Source organism: Bacteroides difficilis (assembly GCF_048319815.1).
In the GTDB taxonomy this organism is placed as follows: domain Bacteria; phylum Bacteroidota; class Bacteroidia; order Bacteroidales; family Bacteroidaceae; genus Bacteroides; species Bacteroides zhangwenhongii.
In genome coordinates, this window is the sequence record NZ_CP182814.1 from 732,215 (window position 1) to 758,387 (window position 26,173).

A 26,173-nucleotide genomic window follows, 5' to 3' on the forward strand; every position below is an offset into this window, starting at 1 on the left:
ACACCAACCACTGAAGAAATGTTATATTATTTGTTTGAATGGCTGCATAAGCTCAATTTTCCCGGAGCGGGAATGTTTGGATATACCTCATTCCGTGCACTGATGGCAGTTATCCTCGCCCTACTTATTTCGAGTATCTGGGGAGATAAGTTTATCAACCTGCTCAAGAAGAAACAAATCACGGAGACACAACGGGATGCGAAAATCGACCCGTTCGGCGTCAACAAAGTAGGCGTACCAAGTATGGGAGGCGTCATCATCATTACAGCCATCCTGATTCCTTGCCTGCTTTTAGGCAAGTTGCATAATATATATATGATACTTATGTTGATCACCACCGTATGGCTGGGATCACTCGGTTTTGCCGACGACTACATCAAGATTTTCAAGAAAGATAAAGAAGGACTGCATGGCAAGTTCAAGATCATCGGGCAAGTAGGTCTGGGACTGATTGTCGGACTTACTTTATATTTAAGTCCGGACGTGGTCATTCGCGAAAACATCGAGATACACAATCCGGGACAGGAGATGGAAGTGGTACACGGAACGAATGACTTGAAATCTACCCAGACAACCATCCCTTTCTTTAAGAGCAACAACCTCGACTATGCAGATCTGGTAGCTTTCATGGGCGATCACGCACAAACGGCCGGATGGGTACTGTTCGTTATCATCACCATCTTTGTCGTTACCGCCGTATCCAACGGAGCCAACCTGAATGACGGAATGGACGGAATGGCGGCGGGCAACTCCGCCATCATCGGAGCTACGCTAGGGATATTGGCTTACGTATCATCACACATCGAGTTTGCCGGCTATCTGAACATTATGTACATTCCGGGATCGGAAGAACTCGTAATTTACATCTGCGCCTTTATCGGTGCATTGATTGGCTTCCTCTGGTACAATGCCTATCCGGCACAAGTATTCATGGGAGATACCGGCAGTCTGACGATTGGCGGAATCATTGCCGTATTCGCCATCATCATCCATAAAGAATTGCTGATACCGATTCTCTGCGGTGTATTCCTCGTAGAAAATCTGTCGGTCATTCTTCAACGGGCTTACTATAAAGCCGGAAAACGAAAAGGAGTGAAACAACGGCTGTTCAAACGGACGCCGATTCACGATCATTTCCGCACTTCCATGAGTTTGATAGAACCGGGATGTACGGTGAAGTTCACCAAGCCCGACCAACTGTTCCACGAATCAAAAATTACTGTCCGTTTTTGGATTGTGACCATCGTACTGGCAGCCATAACGATTATAACGCTGAAAATAAGGTAAACGCTGAAGATAGCTGAAGCGTGAATTAACAATAAAGAATCAGAGAGTATTAACCCGATTATTAACTTTTAAAGGATGTGCACAACTAATAGGCAATGCAGCATATTGGAGACAAGAGCACATTAGTGTAAATGAAAAGAATAGTAATTTTAGGAGCTGGCGAAAGCGGTGCAGGTGCAGCCGTACTCGCTAAAGTCAAAGGATTTGAGACGTTTGTTTCGGATATGTCCGCCATCAAGGACAAGTATAAGGAACTTCTCGACAGCCACCACATTGACTGGGAAGAAGGCCGCCATACCGAAGAACTCATTCTGAATGCCGACGAAGTAATCAAAAGTCCGGGTATTCCGAATGACGCTCCCCTCATTCTGAAACTGAAAGCTCAAGGAACGCCGGTTATATCAGAGATTGAGTTTGCCGGACGTTACACGGACGCCAAAATGATCTGTATCACCGGTTCGAACGGAAAGACGACTACGACTTCCCTCATCTACCATATCTTCAAGAGTGCAGGTCTGAATGTAGGTTTGGCAGGTAATATCGGCAAGAGCCTGGCTTTGCAGGTAGCCGAAGACCACCATGACTATTATATTATCGAACTGAGTTCTTTCCAGTTGGATAATATGTATAACTTCCGTGCGAATATAGCCGTATTGATGAATATTACTCCGGACCATCTGGACCGCTACGATCATTGTATGCAGAATTACATCGATGCCAAATTCCGTATCACCCAGAATCAAACTCCGGACGACGCTTTTATCTTCTGGAACGACGACCCTATCATTAAACGCGAATTGGCAAAGCATGGTCTGAAAGCACACCTCTACCCTTTCGCAGCCGTAAAGGAAGACGGAGCGATTGCATACGTAGAAGATCACGAAGTGAAAATCAACGAGCCGATTGCTTTCAATATGGAACAGGAGGAATTGGCTTTGACAGGCCAGCATAACCTGTACAATTCTTTGGCAGCCGGTATCTCAGCCAATCTGGCAGGTATCACCAAAGAGAACATACGCAAGGCCCTCTCCGACTTCAAGGGCGTGGAACACCGGTTGGAGAAAGTGGCACGTGTCCGCGGAATTGATTTCATCAACGACTCCAAAGCGACGAACGTCAATTCGTGTTGGTATGCCCTGCAAAGCATGACTACCAAAACAGTATTGATTCTCGGTGGAAAAGATAAAGGAAACGACTATACGGAAATTGAAGACCTGGTACGCGAAAAGTGCTCGGCTCTTGTATATATGGGACTTCACAACGAGAAACTGCATGATTTCTTCGACCGTTTCGGTTTGCCCGTAGCAGATGTGCAAACCGGCATGAAAGACGCTGTAGAAGCCGCCTATAAATTGGCGAAGAAAGGTGAAACCGTATTATTGAGTCCTTGCTGCGCTTCTTTCGACCTCTTCAAGAGTTACGAGGATCGTGGCGAGCAATTTAAAGAATGCGTCCGTGCCCTTTAATTTTTAATTTATAATTTTTAATTTCTGCAAGATTGGATTTATTAAAAAACATATTCAAAGGCGACAAGGTAATCTGGATTATTTTCCTTTGTCTCTGCCTCATCTCGATAGTCGAGGTGTTCTCGGCAGCGTCGACACTGACTTATAAAAGTGGCGACCATTGGGGACCGATTACACAGCACTCTGTTATTCTGATGGTGGGTGCAGTAGTAGTGGTAATTCTACACAACATACCCTACAAATGGTTTCAGGTATTTCCGGTCTTCCTGTATCCGATTTCTCTGGTACTGTTGGCATTTGTCACCCTGATGGGTATCATTACAGGCGACCGTGTCAACGGAGCTGCGCGTTGGATGACCTTTATGGGATTACAGTTCCAACCGTCGGAGTTGGCAAAAATGGCAGTTATCATTGCCGTCTCATTTATCTTGTCCAAGAAACAGGACGAATACGGAGCCAACTCGAAAGCCTTCAAATACATTATGATTCTTACCGGACTGGTCTTTCTGCTTATTGCACCGGAAAACCTTTCAACAGCCATGCTGCTATTCGGAGTTGTATGTATGATGATGTTCATCGGGCGGGTATCTTCCAAGAAACTGTTCGGTATGCTGGGGCTAATGGCACTTGTAGGCATAGTGGCTGTGGGAATACTAATGGCCATTCCCGGAAAGACACTGCACAATACACCGGGACTTCACCGTTTCGAGACCTGGCAGAACCGTGTTTCCGGCTTCTTCGAGAATGAAGAAGTACCTGCCGCCAAGTTCGATATTGATAAAGACGCGCAGATAGCACACGCCCGGATCGCCATTGCTACCAGCAATGTAGTCGGCAAAGGTCCGGGCAACTCAATACAACGCGATTTCCTCAGTCAAGCCTTCTCCGACTTTATCTTCGCCATTGTGATCGAAGAGATGGGATTGATAGGGGGGATATTCGTGGTATTCCTCTATCTATGCTTGCTGATGCGGGCCGGACGAATCGCCCAGAAATGCGAAAGGACTTTTCCCGCCTTCCTTGTGATGGGGATTGCCTTGTTGTTGGTATCGCAGGCAATACTGAACATGATGGTTGCCGTCGGACTATTCCCCGTCACAGGACAACCGCTACCTCTAGTCAGCAAAGGAGGAACAAGTACATTGATTAATTGCGCTTACATCGGAATGATATTAAGCGTCAGCCGATATACCGCTCATCTGGAAGAACAGAAAGCGCACGATGCGCAGATTCAGTTGCAGATCGCGACAGATGCGACCGCCAATTCGGAAGCTCAGACTGCTGCCGAGCCAACTGCACAGATTTTGAACAGCGATGCAAAATTCGAGGATGAGAGTGACAAGCGATGAACGGTCAGTAGCACGAAACGGTCAACTGAACGAAACGGATAGGAGAAAAGAACTATGATGGAAAAAAAACTTAGAATTATTATTAGCGGTGGAGGTACGGGAGGACACATCTTTCCCGCCGTCTCTATTGCAAACGCGATAATGGAGTTACGCCCTGACGCCAAAATCCTCTTTGTAGGAGCGGAAGGCCGTATGGAAATGCAAAGGGTTCCCGATGCGGGCTATCAGATCATCGGTCTTCCGATAGCCGGTTTCGACCGCAAGCATTTATGGAAGAATGTATCGGTAATCATCAAACTGATACGCAGCCAATGGAAGGCGCGCAGTATCATCAAGAACTTCCGTCCGCAAGTAGCGGTAGGCGTAGGCGGTTACGCCAGTGGTCCCACGTTGAAGACCGCCGGAATGATGGGAGTGCCTACCTTGATACAGGAACAGAACTCGTATGCCGGAGTCACCAATAAACTATTGGCACAGAAAGCCCGGAGAATCTGTGTAGCTTATGACGGTATGGAGAAATTTTTCCCAGCCGATAAGATTATCATGACGGGAAATCCGGTACGTCAGAACCTGACAGAAGATATGCCGTCCAAAGAGGACGCACTACGTTCTTTCCATCTGCAACCGGACAAGAAAACGATTCTTATCGTAGGTGGCAGCTTGGGAGCGCGCACCATCAATAACACGCTGACTGCCGGATTAGCGACAATCAAAGAAAACGGAAACATACAATTTATCTGGCAAACCGGTAAATATTACTATCCGCAAGTGACAGAAGCCGTGAAAGCGGCAGGCGCACTTCCCAATCTATATGTAACGGATTTTATCAAGGATATGGCAGCTGCCTATTCAGCGGCCGACCTTGTTATCTCCCGTGCAGGAGCAGGCTCCATCTCCGAGTTCTGCCTATTGCATAAACCTGTCATTCTGGTACCTTCCCCCAATGTGGCCGAAGACCATCAGACTAAGAATGCCCTAGCACTGGTAGACAAACAGGCAGCTATCTACGTCAAAGACAGCGAAGCGGAAAAGACATTGATAGATGTGGCTTTAGCCACCGTCAATGATGAGCGGAGATTAAAAGAATTAAGCGAGAATATAGCCAAGCTGGCTTTACCCGATTCTGCGAAAATCATCGCGCAGGAAGTGATAAAACTGGCGGAAGCAAAGAACTAATCGATTCATACAAATACTAAAGATAGAAGAAATGAATATCGAAACTATAAAATCAGTCTATTTCGTAGGTGCCGGCGGTATCGGTATGAGTGCCCTTGTACGCTACTTCCTCTTCAAAGGCAAGGTAGTAGCCGGATATGACCGTACTCCCACTCCATTGACTGAAGCTCTGATTGCCGAAGGCGCGCAGATACATTACGAAGAAAATGTGGATTTGATTCCGGATGCTTGTAAAGACAAAGAAAGTACGCTCGTCGTATTCACCCCCGCCGTCCCACAGGAACACGAAGAACTGGTTTACTTCCGCAACAACGGATTCGAAATACAAAAACGCGCTCAAGTATTGGGAACGATTACACATTCGAGCAAAGGCTTGTGTGTAGCCGGTACTCATGGCAAGACCACTACATCCACCATGACGGCACATCTGCTCCATCAGTCACACGTAGAATGTACCGCCTTTCTCGGAGGAATCTCGAAAAATTACGGAACAAACCTCTTGCTTTCACAGAAAAGCCCTTACACGGTAATCGAAGCCGACGAATTCGACCGTTCCTTCCATTGGCTGTCCCCGTTTATGTCTGTCATTACAGCTACCGATCCGGATCACTTGGATATTTACGGAACAGAAGCAGCTTATCTGGAAAGTTTCGAACATTACACAACCCTCATCCAGCCGGGCGGCGCATTGATCATCCGCAAAGGCATCTCACTACAGCCCAAAGTGCAACCCGGTGTACGCGTCTACACCTATTCACGTGACGAGGGCGACTTCCATGCAGAGAATATCCGCATCGGAAACGGAGAGATATTTATAGACTTTGTGGCGCCGGATACCCGTATCAACGATATCCAACTCGGAGTGCCGGTGAGTATCAATATAGAAAATGGCGTAGCTGCTATGGCATTGGCACACCTGAACAGAGTAACCGATGAAGAGATTAAAAGAGGCATGGCTAGTTTTCGGGGAGTAGACCGCCGGTTCGACTTTAAGATCAAGAACGACCGGATAGTCTTCCTGAGCGACTATGCCCATCACCCTTCAGAAATCAAGCAGAGTGTACTGTCTATGCGGGAGCTTTACAAAGACAAGAAAATTACAGCTATCTTCCAGCCACACCTTTATACCCGTACGCGCGATTTCTATCAAGACTTTGCCGACAGCCTGTCGCTGCTTGACGAAGTGATTCTGGTAGATATCTATCCGGCACGCGAAGCCCCGATTCCGGGAGTTACCAGCCGGCTGATTTACGACAATCTCCGTCCCGGTATCGAAAAAAGTATGTGCAAAAAGGAAGATATACTGAACATTCTGAAAGATAAAAACATTGAAGTATTAATAACTTTGGGAGCAGGAGATATAGACAACTATGTCCCCGAGATAAAGAAAATACTGGAAAGGAAGAATGATTAATAATTTATGGTAAAGAGAATCCTTCTGTCCATCGTCATGTTGGTGCTCATAGCCTACCTGGTCGTAGCTGTCAGCGCCTTCAACCGCAAGCCTGCCGACCAGACCTGCCGTGACATGGAATTAGTTATTAAGGATACCGCTTATGCCGGTTTCATCACTAAAGACGAACTGAAAGGTATCCTTCAGAAAAAAGGCATCTACCCCATCGGGAAAAAGATGGAACGCATCTCTACCAAGTCATTGGAACGGGAACTGAGTAAACACCCGTTGATTGACGAAGCGGAATGCTACAAGACTCCTAGCGGCAAAGTCTGCGTGGAAGTGACACAACGCATTCCTATCTTACGGGTAATGAGCGCCAACGGTGAGAATTACTACCTTGACAACAAAGGAACCGTCATGCCTCCCGATGCAAAATGCGTCGCTCACCGGGTAATTGTCACCGGAAACGTAGAAAAGTCGTTTGCAATGAAGGATTTATATAAGTTTGGTGTATTTTTGCATAACAATAAGTTCTGGGATGCGCAGATAGAACAGATTCATGTATTGCCCGACCGCAATATCGAATTAGTGCCACGTGTGGGAGACCACCTTGTCTATCTCGGCAAACTGGATGACTTTGAAGACAAACTGGCACGCCTGAAAGAATTCTATAAGAAAGGGCTCAATAAGGTAGGCTGGAACAAATATTCACGCATCAACCTTGAATTCAGCAATCAGATTATCTGTACGAAAAGAGAACGATGAGTGATAAGTGATGAGATATAAGTGACAGATCTCTCCAAATAGTAAATTGTAAACAATTAAATAGTAAATAAAGAGATGGCAACAACAGAATTTATCGCCGCTATTGAACTTGGTTCATCGAAGATAACCGGTGTGGCCGGAAGAAAGAACAGTGACGGAAGTATGCAGATACTGGCGTATGCACAGGAAGACTCTTCTACGTTCATCCGTAAAGGAGTTATCTTTAACCTGGACAAGACGGCACAAAGTCTGACTTCTATCATCAACAGACTGGAAGGTGAGTTGAAAAACTCAATTGCTAAAGTATATGTAGGTATTGGCGGTCAATCACTTCGCACAGTACGCAACGTGGTAAGCCGCGATCTGGAAGAAGAAGCCATCATATCGGAGGAACTTGTCAGCGCTATCGGCGACGAGAACATCGCCATCCCGGTGGTAGATATGGACATACTAGACGTAGCGCCACAGGAATATAAGGTGGGAAATAACCTGCAAGCCAATCCGGTGGGTCTGGTAGGAAGCCATATCGAAGGCCGTTTCCTCAATATTGTCGCCCGTGCTTCCGTGCGGAAGAATTTGGAGCATTGCTTCCAACAGGCAAAAATAGATATAGCCGAACAACTGATTGCCCCGCTCGTGACAGCCAACGCGGTATTGACAGAAAGCGAACGCCGTTCGGGCTGCGCTTTGGTCGACTTCGGTGCAGATACGACTACCATCTCCGTTTACAAAAACAATATCCTCCGCTTCCTGACTGTGCTGCCACTAGGAGGTAACAGTATCACACGAGATATCACCACCTTGCAGATGGAAGAGGAAGAAGCAGAACGTTTGAAGAAAACCTACGGTGACGCTCTTTATGAAGAAGAGCCCGAACAAGAAGAGGCTACTTGCAAACTAGACGATGACAGCCGTACCATTAAAGTAGCCGACCTCAACAATATCATCGAAGCCCGTGCCGAAGAAATCATTGCCAATGTATGGAATCAGATACAACTCTCCGGCTTTGACGACAAACTGCTGGCAGGAATTATCATGACAGGAGGAGCTGCCAACCTAAAGAACCTGGAAGAGATGTTGCGCAAACGTAGCAAAATAGAGAAAATCAGAATGGCAAGACTTCCACGCAATACCGTTCATGCCCCTAGCGATATCCTGAAAAAAGACGGCTCGCAGAATACGCTATTCGGACTTCTGTTTGAAGGGAACCAGAATTGCTGCCTGATAGAAACAGTTTCTCAACCTGCTCCGGCCACTCCTAAACCGGAAGCGGAAGTTCTCAAGACAGCCGATATGTTCGAGGACGACCAGGAGCTGAAAGAACAAGCCCGCATCGCCCGACTCAAGAAGGAGGAAGAGGAACGAGAAGCCAAACTGGCTGCCAAAGAAGCCGATAAACTTCGCAAGCAGAAAGAAAAGGAAGAGAAAGAAAGGCGGAAAAGAGAAGCCGGTCCCAGTTGGATTCAACGCAAAATAGATTCGTTGACAAAAGAAATCTTCTCTGACGACGATATGAAATAACTTCCGGAGACATAGCTTGTAATTTGTAAATAGTAACTAGTAATTAGCATAAGATTATGGACGAGATAGTACAATTCGATTTCCCGACAGATTCACCGAAGATCATCAAAGTGATTGGCGTAGGTGGTGGTGGTGGCAACGCTGTAAACCACATGTACCGGGAAGGTATTCATGATGTAACGTTCGTTCTTTGCAACACGGACAACCAGGCATTGGCCGAATCACCGGTTCCGGTGAAACTGCAACTGGGCCGTAGCATCACACAAGGTCTTGGGGCCGGCAACCGTCCCGAACGGGCACGCGATGCCGCCGAAGAAAGTATAGAAGACATTAGAAATCAACTGAACGACGGCACCAAGATGGTATTCATCACTGCCGGAATGGGTGGTGGAACAGGAACCGGCGCAGCCCCTGTCATTGCCCGCATCGCAAAGGAGATGGATATTCTGACAGTCGGTATCGTTACCATCCCCTTTATCTTCGAAGGGGAAAAGAAAATTATCCAAGCGTTGGACGGTGTGGAACGTATCGCTCAACACGTTGACGCTTTATTGGTTATCAACAACGAACGCTTGCGCGAAATATATGCCGACCTTACCTTTATGAATGCATTCGGCAAGGCCGATGATACACTCTCCATCGCTGCCAAAAGTATTGCCGAGATTATCACCATGCGCGGTACGGTCAATCTGGACTTTGCCGATGTGAAGACTATCTTGAAAGATGGTGGAGTAGCCATCATGAGTACCGGATTCGGTGAAGGAGAAAATCGGGTAACCAAAGCAATCGATGATGCGCTGCATTCTCCGCTACTCAACAACAACGATATCTTCAACGCCAAAAAGGTGATGTTGAACGTTTCCTTCTGTCCGTCATCCGAATTGATGATGGAAGAGATGAACGAGATACATGAATTCATGAGTAAGTTCCGCGAAGGTGTGGAGGTTATCTGGGGTGTCGCCATCGACAACTCTTTGGAAACAAAAGTGAAGATTACCGTACTTGCAACCGGATTCGGAGTAGAGGATGTTCCCGGCATGGACAGCCTGCACGCTGCGCGCAGCCAGGAAGAAGAGGAACGCCAACTGCAACTGGAAGAAGAGAAAGAGAAAAACAAAGAACGCATCCGCAAAGCATACGGAGAAAGCGCCAGCAATATCGGAAGTAAGAGCCTGCGCAAACGTCGTCACATCTACCTCTTCAATATGGAAGACCTGGACAACGACGACATCATCGCTATGGTAGAGGATTCTCCCACATATATGCGCGATAAGACAACCCTCACCAAGATACGGACCAAAGCCGCTCTGGAGGAAGAAGTCGCAACGGAGGAAGCAACAGACGAGAATGGAGTGATTACGTTCTAAACAAAGAACTAAGAACGAAGATTATAAACTCGCAGAATCAGGCTTCGGTTATAATTTTTAATCTTTAATTTTTAATTATAATAGTATGGATTTATTTGATAAAGTCAGCGAAGACATAAAAAACGCAATGAAGGCAAAGGACAAAGTAGCCTTAGAGACTTTGAGAAACGTTAAGAAGTTTTTCCTTGAAGCAAAGACTGCTCCGGGAGCTAACGATACACTGACAGATGATGCAGCACTTAAAATCATCCAAAAACTCGTAAAACAAGGAAAGGACTCTGCCGAGATCTATATCGGACAAGGCCGTCAGGACTTGGCTGACGCAGAGCTAGGACAGGTAGCCGTTATGGAGAAGTATCTGCCGAAACAAATGTCTGCCGAAGAACTGGAAGCGGCATTAAAGGAAATCATTGCCGAAGTGGGTGCCACTAGCGGAAAAGACATGGGTAAAGTAATGGGAGTAGCTTCCAAGAAATTGGCAGGACTTGCCGAAGGCCGTGCCATCTCAGCAAAAGTAAAAGAGCTTTTGGGATAATTCATCCACTCTCTACTGAGAAGTTTTTACTTCCGATCTCTCATATCTCATAAGTCAGAGATAAAAGATTAAATATCAGCAACATAATTTATGAGAGATAACTCACGATGAGTTATCTCTCATCATTTCTCCCAGTATCTCTCATCATTTCCTCAAAACATCTCTCATCATCCTTCAAGTATCGGCATTCATCTATCAAAGCACCGGCATCCATCTATCAAAGCACTGGCATAAGTTTATAAAACTACCGACATTGTTCTGTTAAAACACCGATATAGTTAATTCGTCACGGCCGTGACGAGATCTCTTCATGGCCGTGGTAGGATCTCGTCACAGCCGTGAGAAGAAGTCACCACAGCCATGACAAACCATCTATATCGGTATCCAATATGAGCAATGCAGGGAATAAACACATTGTATCCCTACTTCTTTCATCTACTAAATCAGTGCCTATCAGCCGAAAAGAGCTAATCAAACAGTTCTTTCAACACTTCTAATGATTTCAACACCGGGAAGTCCGGCAAATGCAGACTATAATAATCATTGATAGTCGTCAGACAGCGAGTACGTTCGGCACGACTCATGCCGAAAAGATGCATAGTCTCATAATTCATACGCATCAATTGCCGAAGACGTCCCGCATCTTCAGGATTGATATAGGATGAATGCAGCTGGGGACGAGTAGAAGTAAAACAAGCATTCAGCAAATCGAAGTAATCACCGGCATGATAGTTTTCCAAATTGGGATAAAGGCCCAAAAAACGGGAAAGACGCATTAGAAAAACAAGATGGAAATTAGAGAATCCTTCCCTGCACTCATCCAACCAAATGATGGAATGCTGCAAATAAGCAAACAGCGGACGGTTCTCAGCCTCCTCCCGAATAGCCCGATAAAGGAATTCCGATAAAAAAAGTGCCATCGCAGATTTATAAGGATCATAGGGAATGGAAGAAAAAGGATAAAAGGATTTCGCCTCTTTCACCCGATAAAGAGTCACATTCGGTCTGTAATCCGCCTCAAATTCAATAAAAGACAACGGCTGGAAAAGAACGGATTTCACCGCTGCTTTTCGTGAACGGGGAACCGCCACAAGAAAAGAAGCCCTGCCGGAAAGCTCCGTATATATATCTACAATGATAGAAGTATCATTGTACTTTAATGTATGAAGAACGATTCCTTTCGTTTTTTGCAGCATAACCAATCACAAATTTCCATTCCGGAACAAAACTACAAAAAATCTTCTAAATAAGAATCCCGTTGACTGCCGAATAAAAGAAAATAAACGATTCCGTTCGCAGAGAGAAAGAAGACGAAAAGAGCACCCTTTATATATAATAAGGTATAGGCAAAAGTACATCCGATATTGGCAAAAGGAAAAATGAAGTTTTCTCACGAGAAACAGAGAAGTATAATTACTTGAATATCAGAAAGAAAAGAAAACAGAGAGAAGATAATCAGAAAATTTATGCTATTTTTTTCAGCAAATTGTTTGTCAGTTTCAAAAAAGTTCCTACCTTTGCATCCGCAATCGAGAAACAAACACAGATTCGAGAAAGCAAAAGCAGAAATGCAACACAGGATGGCCCGTTCGTCTATCGGTTAGGACGCAAGATTTTCATTCTTGAAAGGGGGGTTCGATTCCCCCACGGGCTACAAGTTAAAAGAATAAACGAACTAAAAAAACAGATTAGTCGAGATGGCAAATCATAAATCATCACTGAAAAGAATCAGACAAGAAGAGACTAGAAGACTTCACAACAGATATTATGGCAAGACCATGAGAAATGCTGTTAGAAAGCTTCGTGCAACTACTGATAAAGCAGAAGCAGTTGCAATGTATCCGGGCATTACAAAGATGTTGGATAAGTTGGCTAAAACAAATGTGATTCACAAAAACAAAGCTAACAATCTGAAATCTAAGTTGGCTATTTACATCAACAAGCTCGCTTAATAAGAAGAATTCAATAATTCTATATAGCATCAGGCTGAACTTTTAAGTTCGGCCTTTCTTGTTTATAATTACAGTTCACCCAAGAAAACGGAGAAACCTCTTCCATTCTTAATTTTTCACGGTTTATTCTTCGTCAAGTCGACAAATTTCACTATATTTGCTCTGTTATTAAAGTTAGAAAGGCAATTATGAGCGAAGAACAAATCACTCCCAATAACGGGTCTTATTCTGCGGATAGTATCCAGGTATTGGAAGGTCTCGAAGCAGTAAGAAAACGCCCTGCGATGTACATCGGTGACATCAGCGTAAAGGGACTTCACCACTTAGTATACGAAATTGTTGATAACTCCATCGACGAAGCGTTGGCAGGATACTGTACGCACATAGAGGTGACAATCAACGAAGACAACTCAATCACAGTACAGGACAACGGACGCGGTATTCCGGTAGACTATCACGAGAAAGAAAAGAAGTCGGCATTGGAAGTAGCCATGACCGTACTGCATGCTGGAGGTAAGTTCGATAAAGGATCCTACAAGGTATCCGGAGGTCTGCACGGTGTAGGTATGTCTTGTGTGAACGCATTGTCCACGCACATGACTACTCAAGTATTCCGGGGTGGTAAGATTTACCAACAGGAGTATGAAATAGGTAAACCACTTTATTCTGTAAAAGAAGTCGGTACTTCCGACATTACCGGTACCCGCCAACAATTCTGGCCGGATGGCAGCATTTTCACGGAAACGGTGTATGACTACAAAATATTGGCTTCACGTCTGCGCGAATTGGCCTACTTGAATGCAGGACTACGCATCTCACTGACCGACCGCCGCGTGGTAAATGAAGACGGCAGTTTCAAAAGCGAGCAATTCTATTCGGAAGAAGGTCTGAGAGAATTTGTACGCTTCATCGAGTCTTCTCGCGAACACTTGATAAACGATGTTATTTATCTCAATTCAGAGAAGCAGGGAATTCCTATTGAGGTGGCTATCATGTACAATACCGGATTCTCCGAAAACGTTCACTCATACGTTAATAATATCAACACCATCGAAGGTGGTACGCACCTGGCCGGATTCCGTCGTGCATTAACCCGTACATTGAAGAAATATGCCGAAGACAGCAAAATGCTGGAAAAGGTGAAGGTGGAAATCTCGGGAGATGACTTCCGCGAAGGTTTGACTGCTGTTATTTCTGTAAAAGTAGCCGAACCTCAATTTGAGGGACAGACCAAAACGAAGTTGGGTAACAACGAAGTAATGGGTGCCGTAGACCAAGCGGTAGGTGAAGTGTTATCCTACTATTTGGAAGAACATCCGAAAGAGGCCAAAACAATTGTTGACAAGGTGATTTTAGCCGCTACCGCCCGTCATGCTGCAAGAAAAGCCCGTGAAATGGTACAACGCAAGTCTCCGATGTCCGGAGGCGGTCTGCCGGGTAAACTGGCCGACTGTTCGGACAAAGATCCGTCTAAATGCGAACTGTTCCTTGTCGAGGGAGATTCGGCAGGCGGTACTGCAAAACAAGGCCGTAACCGTATGTTCCAAGCCATCCTCCCGCTACGCGGTAAGATTCTGAATGTGGAGAAAGCCATGTACCACAAAGCTTTGGAAAGCGAGGAAATCCGTAATATATATACCGCATTAGGGGTAACAATCGGAACGGAAGATGACAGCAAAGAAGCAAATATCGAAAAGCTGCGTTATCACAAGATTATCATCATGACCGATGCCGACGTCGATGGTTCTCACATCGACACATTGATTATGACTTTCTTCTTCCGCTATATGCCTCAAATCATTCAGAACGGATACCTGTACATTGCTACTCCTCCGCTCTACCTTTGTACGAAAGGCAAGGTAAAAGAATATTGCTGGACAGACGCACAGCTTCAGAATTTCATCGACACTTACGGCGGTGGTTCCGAAAGCGCCGTACACATCCAACGATACAAAGGTTTGGGTGAGATGAATGCGGAACAGCTATGGAGTACGACTATGGACCCCGAAAACCGTATGCTGAAACAAGTAAATATAGATAATGCAGCGGAAGCCGATTATATCTTCTCCATGCTAATGGGTGAAGACGTAGGTCCGCGCCGCGAATTTATTGAAGAGAACGCAACGTATGCAAATATCGATGCATAGTTGTCATATTACGTTTTTATAAACCAACCTCACATCTTACAACGAGGAAACGCCTGCCGGAGAGTAATCTCACAGCAGGCGTTTTTCTTTTCATCTTACTATCCCGTGAAACCGGGAATCAGAGAAGATGTTGTTTTTTCAGTTCCTCAACCGCTATTTCCAGTTCTTTATACCATTCCTCACCGAACTTACGGATCAAAGGCTCTTTCAGGAACCGATAAACCGGGAGATTTTCCTTTTTACCCAGCAATACTGCCGCCTTGCATACATCCCAACGATGATAATTGACAGCCTTGTAAGGTCCGTAATCTCCGATACGGATAGGATAAAGATGGCAGGATACCGGTTTATAGAAATCTGTTTTTCCTTCACGATAGGCTTTTTCAATAGCGCAGTAGCAACATCCCTTCTCATCATAACAAGTAAAGACACAGTCTTTATTATTAACAATAGAGGTCACCAGATCTCCTTCCTCATCCGTATATACCACTCCTTGCTTTTCTATTATCGCACGGGCTTCGGGTGCCAGCTCATCCCAAATAACCGGCAACACTTCTTCCAATTTCTCCACTTCCTCCAACTCTACAGGTGCCCCTGCATCTCCCTCAATACAACATTCACCTTTACAAGCGTCCAGATTACAAAGGAACTTTTCCCGAAGCACATCCAGCGATACAACTACATCATCAATCTGTATCATTTGCAATATTTATATCAGACAAAAAAGGCGGAGTTCTACCCCGCCCTCCCAATTATAGAAATCTAAATTACTTAATCAACACGCTACCGTCCATTTCAGCCGGAACTTCCAATCCCATAATCTTCAGGATAGTCGGAGCAACATCAGCCAGACGACCGTTCTCTACTTTCGCAGCCTTATTTTCTGTCACGTAAACACAAGGAACGGGATTCAGAGAGTGAGCCGTGTTCGGAGTACCGTCCTCATTCAAAGCGTGGTCAGCATTACCATGATCGGCAATGATGATTGCTTCGTAATCCTGTGCTTTAGCAGCTTCGATCACATCTTTCACACAAGCGTCTACAGCAACAACAGCTTTCTCGATAGCTTCGTAAATACCCGTATGGCCTACCATATCACCGTTGGCGAAGTTCACTACGATGAAATCATATTTGTTTTCGTTGATAGCAGCCACCAGCTTATCTTTTACTTCGTAAGCGCTCATTTCCGGCTTCAAGTCGTAAGTAGCTACTTTCGGAGACGGAACGAGGATACGGTCTTCCTTGTCAAACGGAGTTTCACGTCCACCGTTGAAAAAGAACGTCACGTGAGCATACTTCTCCGTTTCAGCGATATGAAGCTGGCTCATACCCTTAGCAGAAAGATACTCGCCCAAAGTGTTAGCTACATTTTCTTTGTCGAACAGGATATGTACACCTTTGAAAGAAGCGTCATACGGAGTCATACAGTAATATTGCAATCCCGGAATGGTGTGCATGCCTGCTTCCGGCATATCCTGCTGAGTCAACACAACGGTCAGCTCTTTGGCACGGTCGTTACGATAGTTGAAGAAGATTACCACGTCACCTTCTTTGATTGTTCCGTCGACATTGGCATTTACAATCGGCTTGATAAATTCATCCGTCACACCTTCATCGTAAGATTCCTGCATTGCCTGAACCATATCGGTTGCCTTCTTTCCTTCACCGTTCACCAACAGATCGTATGCTTCTTTTACACGTTCCCAACGTTTGTCACGATCCATTGCGTAATAACGACCGATGATGGAAGCGATCTTCCCTGCCGATTTCTCACAGTGAGCAGACAGTTCCTCAATAAATCCCTTACCGCTCTTCGGGTCTGTATCACGACCGTCCATGAAGCAATGGATGAATGTATTGTCGATATTATATTCCTTAGCGATATCGCAAAGTTTGAAAAGATGAACAAGTGAGCTATGCACGCCACCGTTGGAAGTCAGTCCCATGAAATGCACATTCTTTCCGTTTTCCTTTGCATAAGAGAAAGCCGAAACGATTTCCGGATTTTTCAGAATACTATTGTCAGCGCACGCACGGTTGATTTTCACCAAATCCTGATAAACTACGCGTCCTGCACCGATATTCAAGTGTCCTACCTCAGAGTTACCCATCTGTCCGTCGGGCAAACCTACATTTTCACCACTTGCCTGGAGCTGAGAGTGAGGATAAGTGTTCATCAGATAATCCCAATAAGGAGTGGGAGTGTTGAAGATTACGTCGTCTTTCTTTTGGTCACCTAGTCCCCAACCGTCGAGGATCATTAAAAGGGCTTTCTTACTCATAATATTTCAATATTTAAATTATCACTCTGATTTTCGGGCGCAAAGGTACAAAAAAGATGGTTACGACGACGCTTAATCTATGTTAAGCCAGTTGATTATCAACGGGCAATCCAACTATTTTCTTTACCTTTGCAACGCTTTTAAATTAAAATCATAGAAATATGGACGATTCAAACCCGCGAACGTGCACAACTAGTATTAATTAAAGCGAACAGAGTCATTAATATCCGATGTCTCTGCTCGTACTAAACAACGAAAGGAGACAATAAGATGAGAACGTATCTTTATTGTGAGGCCGGCTTTGTGGAAAAAGCACAATGGCTGCCGAATAGCTGGGTCAACGTAGTATGCCCGAACAATGATGACTTTGAATTTCTGACTAAAACACTAAATGTTCCCGAATCATTTCTTGACGACATAGCCGATACCGACGAACGTCCGCGTACAGACACGGAGGGGAATTGGCTGCTCACCATTTTACGTATTCCAGTGCAGAACAAGCAAAACGAGAATCTGCCTTTCGGCACTGTCCCCATCGGCATTATCACCAATAATGAAATCATTGTATCCGTCTGTTATTACAACACTGATTTGCTGCCGGACTTTATCGAGCATACTCGCCGGAAAGGTATCATCGTCCGCAATAAGTTGGATTTGATTTTACGGCTTATCTATTCTTCTGCCGTATGGTTTCTGAAATATCTGAAACAGATAAATCTGGACATCAGTGCTGCGGAAAAGGAATTGGAACGCAGTATCCGTAATGAGGACCTGCTTCGCTTGATGCGATTGCAGAAAACACTGGTTTATTTCAATACTTCTATACGGGGCAATGAAGTGATGATCGGCAAACTGAAAACTATTTTCCAAGACACGGATTACCTGGACAAGGAATTGGTAGAGGATGTTATTATTGAATTGAAACAGGCACTCAATACCGTCAATATTTACAGTGATATCCTTACAGGCACAATGGACGCTTTCGCTTCCATCATCTCGAACAATGTGAATACAATCATGAAACGCATGACCAGTTTATCCATTGTATTAATGCTCCCGACATTGATTGCCAGCTTCTATGGTATGAATGTGGATATCCACCTAGAAGAAGTACCTTTCGCTTTCTCGTTGATTGTGCTCTTCTCCATCGGATTGTCAACATTAGCGTTCGTGATATTCAGGAAGATCAAATGGTTCTAAATCCAACTCAGGACCTATTGTATGGAATGCTACTCCACATAATTGAAGTTGTCCAAACCTGCAAAATAAAAACAGCTTGTCGTCTTATATCACTTTAAACAGATTATAAGCGACAAGCTGCATATTATACGTTTTTTCTTCTAGAGAAATTAATTAAAAGAGAATGTTTAGAGAGAGAAATTATTTTTTATCCTTGTTTACAGCAAGCTTTTCTTTTATTCAATGGAATAGAAACTCCGATAAATCCATTAACTGAGTTTGAGTTCTTTCCTAAGAACATATAGTCGGTTCCAAGAAAGATCGGTCCCAATTTCAAACCAAGTCCGAAAGACTTACCTGCTGACTGAATAGCTGAATAACTAAGTGCCACGTTAAACCAGCTCTTCGGACGATAGTTCGCTGAGAATGTCAATTCAGTAAGGGCATCCGGTTGTACAAAACGAGTTGTTGACAATACACCAACAGCCAATTTATTATTGAAGAAACCGTATTCTGCACCTAATACTAAAGTAGAAGCGAGACGAGATTTACGAGATTCTTTAGCTTCACCTACTTCGAGTTGCAACATATCATAGTTAAGTACATCACCTTGCGTCACAAGATCCATATAATTTTCAGTATCACTCTGTAGCTGATTCAATGCACCTTTAACACTATTAGCGATATTTTGTGGGTCAGTTATATTAATCATATCTGCATAAGTACTTCCTTTAATATTGATTGGATCCGGATTAGCAGATGCAATCTTTGTACTTGATTTAGACCAAGAAATAAAACCTAAATCAAGAATAGAAGCAGATACAGTCAAATTATCCAAAATTTTATAAGATGCACCTAAATCAATACCAAAACCATAACCAGCTATACCTAAATTCCCACTATCAAAGTCAAAATCAGTTACATAGTCTTTACCCTCTTCTTCTTTTAATTCTAAACCTTTGAAAGAACTCTTAAGCTCGGCACCAACAGCGAGGTTTGCATGATAGTTATCAAACTTTGCTTTCAAGTCTTTAGCTTTTGTTTCAATCTCCCCAGAAGAGCCACTCCAATAGCTATCATTAGACCATTCATTTATTTGTTGGTCAGTAGGTAGATTAGCACTCATTGCTATTCTATTAAGCTTCAATTCCATATTACCAATACCTAATAAAGCCTTTACTCTAGCACCAACAGTCAAACGACTATTAATCTGGCGGGAAAGTCCTAAACCTATTTCTGTATAAGCATTGATATTCAATTGCTGACCACTAATATCATAGTTACTATTTCTCCAATTGTCTTCTATTGTCTCCATCTGATTTAGGAACGTAAACATTGATTTGGTCAAATTAGCACCAATATCTGTACGAAGACCAATATTGAATGACCAAAAGTTCTTCCCTTTATACCATCCAGCAGAAAGGATTTCAGTACTGAAATTCACATTCAGCGTATTATTATCTTTCAAACGGTTCATGAAATCAGGTTTGGTATAAAAATCACCACCGTCGTCTATAATATCAATAATATCCTGATAACCTAATGAAGTAGAACCAACGGTTGCATTGACAGCACCTATCACCGGAAGATTAATAAATCCTTTAGTCGGTGTCAAAGCGGGATTCAACTGTTGACGATAGTGTGTACCTTCCATAAAATAAGAAGTACGTAAGAACTGCGCATTCGCAGGAAGAGTAATAATTGTCATAATGAAGGTCATCCCAATGAGCTTCATAAAAGAAAGTAGCTTGTTCGTTGCCATGATTTTATACTTTTTAATTCTTGTTATTGTTTGCAAATATATAGTATTTCAGTAACAAATAAAAGCATTAACCAACAGTTTTTCAGCCTAAACAGAACATTTTTGCGGTTATACATAACAAAAACGTGTCTATTCTGCAAAAAAATGTAGAACGGATGAGAATAGAAGAAGCCCAAAGTGATTTAAAAACCTAAAGTCAGTTGTCCATCTCCCAACAAATTGAAGGTCATTCGATGGTAAGGAGTTGTTCCCCGCTCGGCAATAGCCGCACGGTGCTTTTTAGTCGGGTAACCTTTATTGTGATCCCAATCATAATAAGGGAACTCCTCATGAAGACGATTCATATAATCATCTCTGTATGTCTTTGCCAATATAGATGCGGCCGCTATTGAAAGATACTTCCCATCCCCTTTCACAATCGTTGTATGAGGAATGCCGGGATATTTATTAAAACGGTTTCCATCGATTAGCAAATGTTGGGGACGAACAGCCAACTGATCAACAGCACGATGCATGGCCAGAAAAGAAGCGCGCAAAATATTTATCTCATCAATTTCTTCCGGTGAGACAACACCAACCGCCCAAGCCACCGCTTCTCGTTGTATGACCTCACGCAATGCATAACGCTGTTTTTCCGTCAGTTGTTTGGAATCATTCAACAACTCATTCTTAAAATCTCCCGGAAGAATAACCGCAGCAGCATATACCGCTCCCGCCAGGCAGCCACGACCGGCCTCATCGCATCCTGCTTCAATCAGATTCTTGTTTAAATAAGGTAATAACATCTTTATCGTTTTTATTTAGCTGCAAAATTAAACGAAATAAAAAAGGAGACCGTATTTCGCCTCCTTTTTCTTCCTTATTTCTCACTTTTTAGAATAAACTCCAAGCAACAGTAAGCCCTGCCATCACAATAGCTACCATACTCATAAGCTTTATCAAAATATTCAAGCTCGGACCGGACGTATCCTTAAAGGGGTCACCCACCGTGTCACCTACTACCGTCGCCTTGTGAACCTCACTTCCCTTTCCACCAAAGTTACCTTCTTCCACATATTTCTTTGCGTTATCCCATGCTCCTCCGGCATTAGCCATAAAAATAGCCAATACAAAGCCACTACTTAAACCGCCAATCAACAACCCAAGCACACCGGGAACGCCAAAGATGAGCCCGGTAAAGATAGGAGCGATAATGGCAATCAAGGAGGGAACAACCATTTCCCGTTGAGCGCCTTTCGTAGAGATGGCAACACAACGTTCGTAATCCGGCTCCGCCTCTCCTGTCAGAATACCTTTAATCTCACGGAACTGCCGACGCACCTCATCTACCATGTGTCCCGCCGCACGCCCAACAGCATTCATTGTCAGTCCACAGAACAGGAAAGCCATCATCGAGCCAAGGAACATACCTGAAAGAACTTTCGGGTTCATCAGGTTTACTTCATAATAATTCATGAAATCTACAAATGTGGCATTTGCCACACTGACAGTTCCACCATCCGGGAAAGTAAGCTCCACGCTTCCAAGACGTGTCAAGCCGATTCGTATTTCTTCAATATAAGAAGCCAGCAAAGCCAAGCCGGTCAGTGCCGCAGAACCTATCGCAAAACCTTTACCGGTAGCCGCAGTCGTATTTCCCAACGAGTCGAGCGCATCAGTACGCTTACGGACTTCAGCACCCAGCCCGGACATCTCGGCATTACCACCTGCATTATCCGCAATCGGACCGTAAGCATCGGTCGCCAACGTAATGCCCAACGTAGAAAGCATGCCGACAGCCGCAATACCGATTCCGTACAATCCCATTCCGACATTAGTGAAATCACCACCGGAAGCCAGCAGATAGGAAGCAATGATACCAACTACCACAGCAATTACAGGAATTGCTGTAGAAAGCATACCCAACCCTATACCGGAAATAATGACAGTTGCCGGTCCCGTCTTACCGCTCTCGCTCAACTTTTGTGTAGGACGATAGGATTGGGAGGTGTAATATTCCGTAGAGCGTCCGATGACAATACCGACCAGCAAGCCGACTACTACGGCACAGGAAATCAAAATCCAATTATCCAACTGCAAAAGCCATAGTATCAAGAAAGTGGCAACAACAATAAGTACCGAACTAAGATTTGTCCCAAACGCCAATGAGCCAAGCAAATCTTTCATCGTTGCATTCTCCTTAGTACGGACAGCGAATATACCTATAATAGAAAGAATGATTCCGACAGCTGCAATCAGCATAGGCGCAATCACTGCCTTAAACTGCATTGCCGTATCCGCCGAATGGATAAAGGCGGCAGCACCCAGCGCAGCCGTTGCCAGAATAGAGCCGCAATAGGATTCGTATAAATCAGCTCCCATACCTGCCACGTCACCGACATTGTCACCGACATTATCGGCAATAGTAGCCGGATTACGAGGATCATCCTCCGGAATTCCGGCTTCTACCTTACCTACCAGGTCAGCCCCGACATCGGCAGCCTTCGTATAGATACCTCCGCCCACACGGGCAAAAAGCGCCTGCGTCGAAGCTCCCATCCCAAAAGTAAGCATGGTAGTGGTAATCACACAGAGTTTATGAGTAGGTGTCAGTGCATCAGCAGGAATCACCGCATTCAGCAACAGATACCAAAAGGAAATATCAAGTAAACCGAGACCGACAACCACGAGTCCCATCACCGCACCACTCCGGAAAGCGATTCTTAACCCCGCATTCAGTGAATTGCGAGCTGCATTAGCGGTACGTGCCGAAGCGTAAGTAGCCGTTTTCATTCCAAGAAAACCGGAAAGACCGGAGAAGAAACCACCTGTCAGGAAAGCAATGGGAACCCATGCGTTTTGTACGTGGAAGCCGTATGCCATAATCGAAAACAAAATCACCAATACCAAGAATACGCAACCTACTATTTTGTACTGTTGTTTCAAATAAGACATAGCTCCCTTGCGCACAGCAGCAGCTATCTTTATCATTTGAGGTGTACCCTCACTCTCTTTCATCATTTGCTTATGAAAGTAATAAGCAAAACAGAGGGCCAACACGGAAGCGACCGGAACCAGCCAGAAAAGAATGTCATCCATAGATCCAAAATTATTAAAGGGTTTACAATCGCTAAAAGTATGGAAATCAATCGAAAAAAGCAAGTAAAAAAGAAAGAAAATCAAAAAGGGATGAATAGCACTATCCATGAAAAAGTTGCAGCTATACCGCATGTATTTTACGATATAGCTGCCATTAATGTTAAAGAGAGAGAATTTATAATATAAGCATAGTCTCACGACCCTCCAAATATTCGTTTTATATATTAGACGCATCAAACTCCAAATAACTGCACTCGGAGGGAACTTTTTTTAGTTAAAGAATAAAAAAATCGCCATTCCTTCAAGGAACAGCGATTTAATATATGAGACTACTTTGTTTTTATGGACTAAAACATACGGCTGACACGTTCGATTCCTGCCACCAATGCATCTACTTCAGCTTTCGTATTGTACATAGCAAACGAAGCTCTGACGGTACCTTCAATACCAAGTCGCTGCATCAAAGGTTGTGCACAATGATGTCCTGTGCGGACAGCGATACCCAAACGGTCTAATAATGTCCCTAAGTCAAAGTGATGAATATTACCTACCAGGAAAGAAATTACAGCCCCCCTGTCCGAAGCTTCACCGAATATACGCATATCGGGAATTTCCTTCAATCGTTGCAAAGCGTAAGTAGTCAGTTCATGTTCGTGATCCGCAATCCGTTCCATGCCGATACCGTTCACATAATCAAGGGCTTTCGCCAATCCGGTCGTACCGATATAATCCGGTGTGCCGGCTTCAAATTTGAAAGGAAGTTCATTGAACGTCGTTTTCTCGAAAGAGACATGTTGAATCATCTCTCCCCCTCCTTGATAAGGCGGCAGACGGTCCAACCACTCTTCTTTTCCATACAGCACGCCAACTCCTGTCGGTCCGTATATCTTATGGGCAGAGAACACTAGAAAATCGGCTCCCAAATCCTGCACGTCCACCTTCATGTGAGGAATGGACTGGGCAGCATCTACCAGAAAAGGCACACCGTGGGCATGTGCTGTCGCAATCATCTCCTTGACCGGATTCACAGTGCCCAAGACATTGGAAACCTGAACTACACTGACAATTTTAGTACGTTCGGAGAAGAGTTTCTCATATTCATCCAACAATAGCTCACCTTTATCGTTCATCGGGATTACTTTGATGGCAATACCTTTGCGGGCTGCCAACAACTGCCAGGGAACGATATTGCTGTGATGTTCCATCACCGAAAGGATAACTTCATCTCCTTCTTCCATAAATTCATCACCGAAACTGGAGACAAGCAGATTAATGCTTTCCGTTGTTCCCCGAGTGAAAATCACTTCGTTAGTAGTACGGGCATTAATAAACTGACGCACCGTCTCACGGGAAGCTTCATGCAGTTCCGTAGCCTGTTGAGAGAGATAATGTACGCCGCGATGCACATTTGCATTCACGGAGTAATATTCATCTACCAACGAATCGACCACCAGACGAGGCTTCTGCGTCGTCGCACCGTTGTCGAAATAAACCAAAGGCTTACCATAAACCGTACGGCTCAGGATCGGAAAATCCTCACGTATCTTTTGAATATCCATTTTTATGTTCATTTACAGATTGCACATCCCTGACATCTGTTCAACTCACCACGGAAGCGTTTTTCCACCAACAGATGAAGGCGGTCCTTCAACGCATCCAGACGAATCGTATCAATCACTTCATTGACAAATGCAAACATCAACAGCAACCGTGCTTCTTTCTCCGCAATTCCACGTGCACGCATATAGAACAACGCATTTTCATCAAGCTGCCCCACTGTCGCTCCGTGCGAACACTTCACGTCGTCCGCATAAATCTCCAACTGGGGCTGTGTATACATCCGCGCATCACGGGTGGCGCAAAGATTACGGTTGGTTTGTTGGGAACTTGTATGCTGCGCATCAGGACGCACCAGTACCAATCCGGCAAAAGCACCTACCGATTGATCATCGAGCACGTATTTAAACAGCTCATTACTCGTACAGTTGGGCACTGCATGGTCAATACTCGTGTTGTTATCCACATGCTGGTTCTTATCAGCGATAGCCATGCCGCAAAGATTTATTTCAGCTCCCTCGCCTGCCAACAACACTTCGGTTGTATTACGGGTTGTACCGTTATGCAACGTCATGCCATTCAGAAGTACATTGCTGTTCGCTTCCTGCTTCACATACAGGTTGCTGAAACGCACCGTGCTGGTATGTGTCTCTTCCAACTCATACATATCGAATACCACATTCTCTCCGGCAAAAACCTCAATCACCTGCGTTGCCAGGAAATTCACGTTATCCATTGCATGGTCGCAAAGCAATAAACGTGCCTGTGCACCGTCTTCCAGAATAATCAGCACACGTCGGTTGACCATAAAGTTGACATCCGCACGCAGGATGTTCACCAACTGAATAGGTTTTTCCACAACCACATTCTTCGGTACATAGAAGATAACTCCATCCTGTGAAAAAGTCGTATTAAAAGCTGTCACACCATCTTTGGAGGTATCCGCCAACTTACCATAATACTTCTTCACCAACTCGGGATACTGTTCGGCCACCTCTTTCAGACTACCGAAAATAACGCCCTCCGGTAAATGGGTTTTAGGGAGTACCTTATTATAGAATGCATCATTGACCACAAAATAAAGAGCTGTGCTCATGTTCGGAACATCGCACTTAAACACCTCATACGGATTGACCGGAATAGCAAGACGGTTCAGATTCAGACCGAAATCCGGTTCAAAATACTTGCTTACATCCGTATATTTGTACTTCTCCATCTTACGGGTCGGAAATCCGATTCGCTCAAAATCGGCAAAAGCAGCAGCACGAGGGGCATTTAACACCTCAGCGCTATGTTTGCAGATCATGGCTTCCGTCTGTGAGAAGAGATCTATGTATTGTTGTTCAGCATTCAT

The 26,173-nt window shown here is 44.4% G+C and carries 21 protein-coding genes and 1 tRNA gene; 14 read left to right on the top strand and 8 right to left on the bottom strand.

Features of this window, described 5'->3' with window-relative positions; genetic code table 11:
• Positions 1 to 18 precede the first annotated feature (18 nt).
• The 9 genes from mraY (at position 19) to ACNOGP_RS02865 (ending at position 10,862) form a co-directional block, all read left to right on the top strand.
• A complete protein-coding gene (gene mraY / locus ACNOGP_RS02825; protein ID WP_022276265.1) occupies positions 19 to 1,287 on the top strand; it encodes a phospho-N-acetylmuramoyl-pentapeptide-transferase in 1,269 nt (422 codons plus the stop codon).
• A 131-nt stretch (positions 1,288 to 1,418) separates the two neighbouring features.
• A complete protein-coding gene (murD, locus tag ACNOGP_RS02830) occupies positions 1,419 to 2,753 on the top strand; it encodes a UDP-N-acetylmuramoyl-L-alanine--D-glutamate ligase (protein ID WP_007763301.1) in 1,335 nt (444 codons plus the stop codon).
• Positions 2,754 to 2,785: 32 nt separating this feature from the next.
• Positions 2,786 to 4,102 (top strand): FtsW/RodA/SpoVE family cell cycle protein, encoded by a 1,317-nt coding sequence (locus ACNOGP_RS02835; protein ID WP_418214023.1) that lies wholly within the window; start codon positions 2,786 to 2,788, stop codon positions 4,100 to 4,102.
• A gap of 57 nt (positions 4,103 to 4,159) precedes the next feature.
• Positions 4,160 to 5,278, top strand: a complete 1,119-nt coding sequence (gene murG, locus ACNOGP_RS02840; RefSeq protein ID WP_418214728.1) for an undecaprenyldiphospho-muramoylpentapeptide beta-N-acetylglucosaminyltransferase — start codon at positions 4,160 to 4,162, stop codon at positions 5,276 to 5,278.
• Positions 5,279 to 5,309: 31 nt separating this feature from the next.
• Positions 5,310 to 6,692 carry a UDP-N-acetylmuramate--L-alanine ligase gene (locus ACNOGP_RS02845; RefSeq protein WP_418214024.1) on the top strand — a complete coding sequence of 461 codons (1,383 nt, stop codon included), beginning with the start codon at positions 5,310 to 5,312 and terminating at the stop codon, positions 6,690 to 6,692.
• 6 nt (positions 6,693 to 6,698) lie between these two features.
• On the top strand, positions 6,699 to 7,439 hold the full coding sequence (locus ACNOGP_RS02850; protein WP_143865154.1) for a cell division protein FtsQ/DivIB: 741 nt from the start codon (positions 6,699 to 6,701) through the stop codon (positions 7,437 to 7,439).
• Between the two features lie 75 nt (positions 7,440 to 7,514).
• Positions 7,515 to 8,960: a cell division protein FtsA gene (ftsA, locus tag ACNOGP_RS02855; protein ID WP_195533868.1), complete on the top strand. Its 1,446-nt coding sequence runs from the start codon at positions 7,515 to 7,517 to the stop codon at positions 8,958 to 8,960.
• 56 nt (positions 8,961 to 9,016) lie between these two features.
• The gene (gene ftsZ, locus ACNOGP_RS02860; protein ID WP_007763286.1) at positions 9,017 to 10,327 is read left to right on the top strand and encodes a cell division protein FtsZ; all 1,311 of its coding nucleotides are present in this window, start codon (positions 9,017 to 9,019) and stop codon (positions 10,325 to 10,327) included.
• A gap of 85 nt (positions 10,328 to 10,412) precedes the next feature.
• Positions 10,413 to 10,862, top strand: a complete 450-nt coding sequence (locus tag ACNOGP_RS02865) for a GatB/YqeY domain-containing protein (RefSeq protein WP_007756512.1) — start codon at positions 10,413 to 10,415, stop codon at positions 10,860 to 10,862.
• Positions 10,863 to 11,329: 467 nt separating this feature from the next.
• Here the strand turns inward: ACNOGP_RS02865 and recO are convergent, their stop codons facing one another.
• On the bottom strand, positions 11,330 to 12,058 hold the full coding sequence (gene recO, locus ACNOGP_RS02870; RefSeq protein ID WP_186966383.1) for a DNA repair protein RecO: 729 nt from the start codon (positions 12,056 to 12,058) through the stop codon (positions 11,330 to 11,332).
• Between the two features lie 386 nt (positions 12,059 to 12,444).
• Between recO and ACNOGP_RS02875 the strand changes: the two genes are divergently transcribed.
• The 3 genes from ACNOGP_RS02875 to gyrB all read left to right on the top strand — a co-directional run bounded on the left by ACNOGP_RS02875 (position 12,445) and on the right by gyrB (position 14,961).
• A tRNA-Glu gene (locus tag ACNOGP_RS02875) sits at positions 12,445 to 12,516 on the top strand.
• 43 nt (positions 12,517 to 12,559) lie between these two features.
• On the top strand, positions 12,560 to 12,814 hold the full coding sequence (gene rpsT / locus ACNOGP_RS02880; protein WP_007756504.1) for a 30S ribosomal protein S20: 255 nt from the start codon (positions 12,560 to 12,562) through the stop codon (positions 12,812 to 12,814).
• Positions 12,815 to 13,002: 188 nt separating this feature from the next.
• A complete protein-coding gene (gene gyrB, locus ACNOGP_RS02885; protein WP_007756494.1) occupies positions 13,003 to 14,961 on the top strand; it encodes a DNA topoisomerase (ATP-hydrolyzing) subunit B in 1,959 nt (652 codons plus the stop codon).
• Between the two features lie 118 nt (positions 14,962 to 15,079).
• Here the strand turns inward: gyrB and ACNOGP_RS02890 are convergent, their stop codons facing one another.
• On the bottom strand, positions 15,080 to 15,661 hold the full coding sequence (locus tag ACNOGP_RS02890) for a DUF3109 family protein (RefSeq protein WP_007756492.1): 582 nt from the start codon (positions 15,659 to 15,661) through the stop codon (positions 15,080 to 15,082).
• Between the two features lie 67 nt (positions 15,662 to 15,728).
• Positions 15,729 to 17,243: a 2,3-bisphosphoglycerate-independent phosphoglycerate mutase gene (gpmI, locus tag ACNOGP_RS02895; protein ID WP_007763264.1), complete on the bottom strand. Its 1,515-nt coding sequence runs from the start codon at positions 17,241 to 17,243 to the stop codon at positions 15,729 to 15,731.
• Between the two features lie 270 nt (positions 17,244 to 17,513).
• Between gpmI and ACNOGP_RS02900 the strand changes: the two genes are divergently transcribed.
• Positions 17,514 to 18,443, top strand: a complete 930-nt coding sequence (locus tag ACNOGP_RS02900) for a magnesium transporter CorA family protein (RefSeq protein WP_007763262.1) — start codon at positions 17,514 to 17,516, stop codon at positions 18,441 to 18,443.
• A 187-nt stretch (positions 18,444 to 18,630) separates the two neighbouring features.
• On the opposite strand, the gene ACNOGP_RS02905 is transcribed toward ACNOGP_RS02900, so the two are convergent.
• From ACNOGP_RS02905 to ACNOGP_RS02915, 3 genes are all read right to left on the bottom strand, one after another.
• A complete protein-coding gene (locus ACNOGP_RS02905) occupies positions 18,631 to 20,184 on the bottom strand; it encodes a DUF5723 family protein (protein ID WP_418214025.1) in 1,554 nt (517 codons plus the stop codon).
• 182 nt (positions 20,185 to 20,366) lie between these two features.
• A complete protein-coding gene (locus ACNOGP_RS02910) occupies positions 20,367 to 20,969 on the bottom strand; it encodes a ribonuclease HII (RefSeq protein ID WP_418214026.1) in 603 nt (200 codons plus the stop codon).
• A gap of 88 nt (positions 20,970 to 21,057) precedes the next feature.
• Positions 21,058 to 23,262 carry a sodium-translocating pyrophosphatase gene (locus ACNOGP_RS02915; RefSeq protein ID WP_418214027.1) on the bottom strand — a complete coding sequence of 735 codons (2,205 nt, stop codon included), beginning with the start codon at positions 23,260 to 23,262 and terminating at the stop codon, positions 21,058 to 21,060.
• Between the two features lie 39 nt (positions 23,263 to 23,301).
• Between ACNOGP_RS02915 and ACNOGP_RS02920 the strand changes: the two genes are divergently transcribed.
• Complete coding sequence (locus ACNOGP_RS02920) at positions 23,302 to 23,448, top strand: hypothetical protein (RefSeq protein WP_255508020.1); 147 nt, start codon at positions 23,302 to 23,304, stop codon at positions 23,446 to 23,448.
• A 161-nt stretch (positions 23,449 to 23,609) separates the two neighbouring features.
• Here ACNOGP_RS02920 and ACNOGP_RS02925 read toward each other — a convergent pair whose 3' ends face one another.
• Both ACNOGP_RS02925 and sufD read right to left on the bottom strand, forming a co-directional pair.
• Positions 23,610 to 24,821 (bottom strand): cysteine desulfurase, encoded by a 1,212-nt coding sequence (locus tag ACNOGP_RS02925; RefSeq protein WP_007763236.1) that lies wholly within the window; start codon positions 24,819 to 24,821, stop codon positions 23,610 to 23,612.
• An 8-nt stretch (positions 24,822 to 24,829) separates the two neighbouring features.
• Complete coding sequence (gene sufD / locus ACNOGP_RS02930; protein ID WP_418214729.1) at positions 24,830 to 26,173, bottom strand: Fe-S cluster assembly protein SufD; 1,344 nt, start codon at positions 26,171 to 26,173, stop codon at positions 24,830 to 24,832.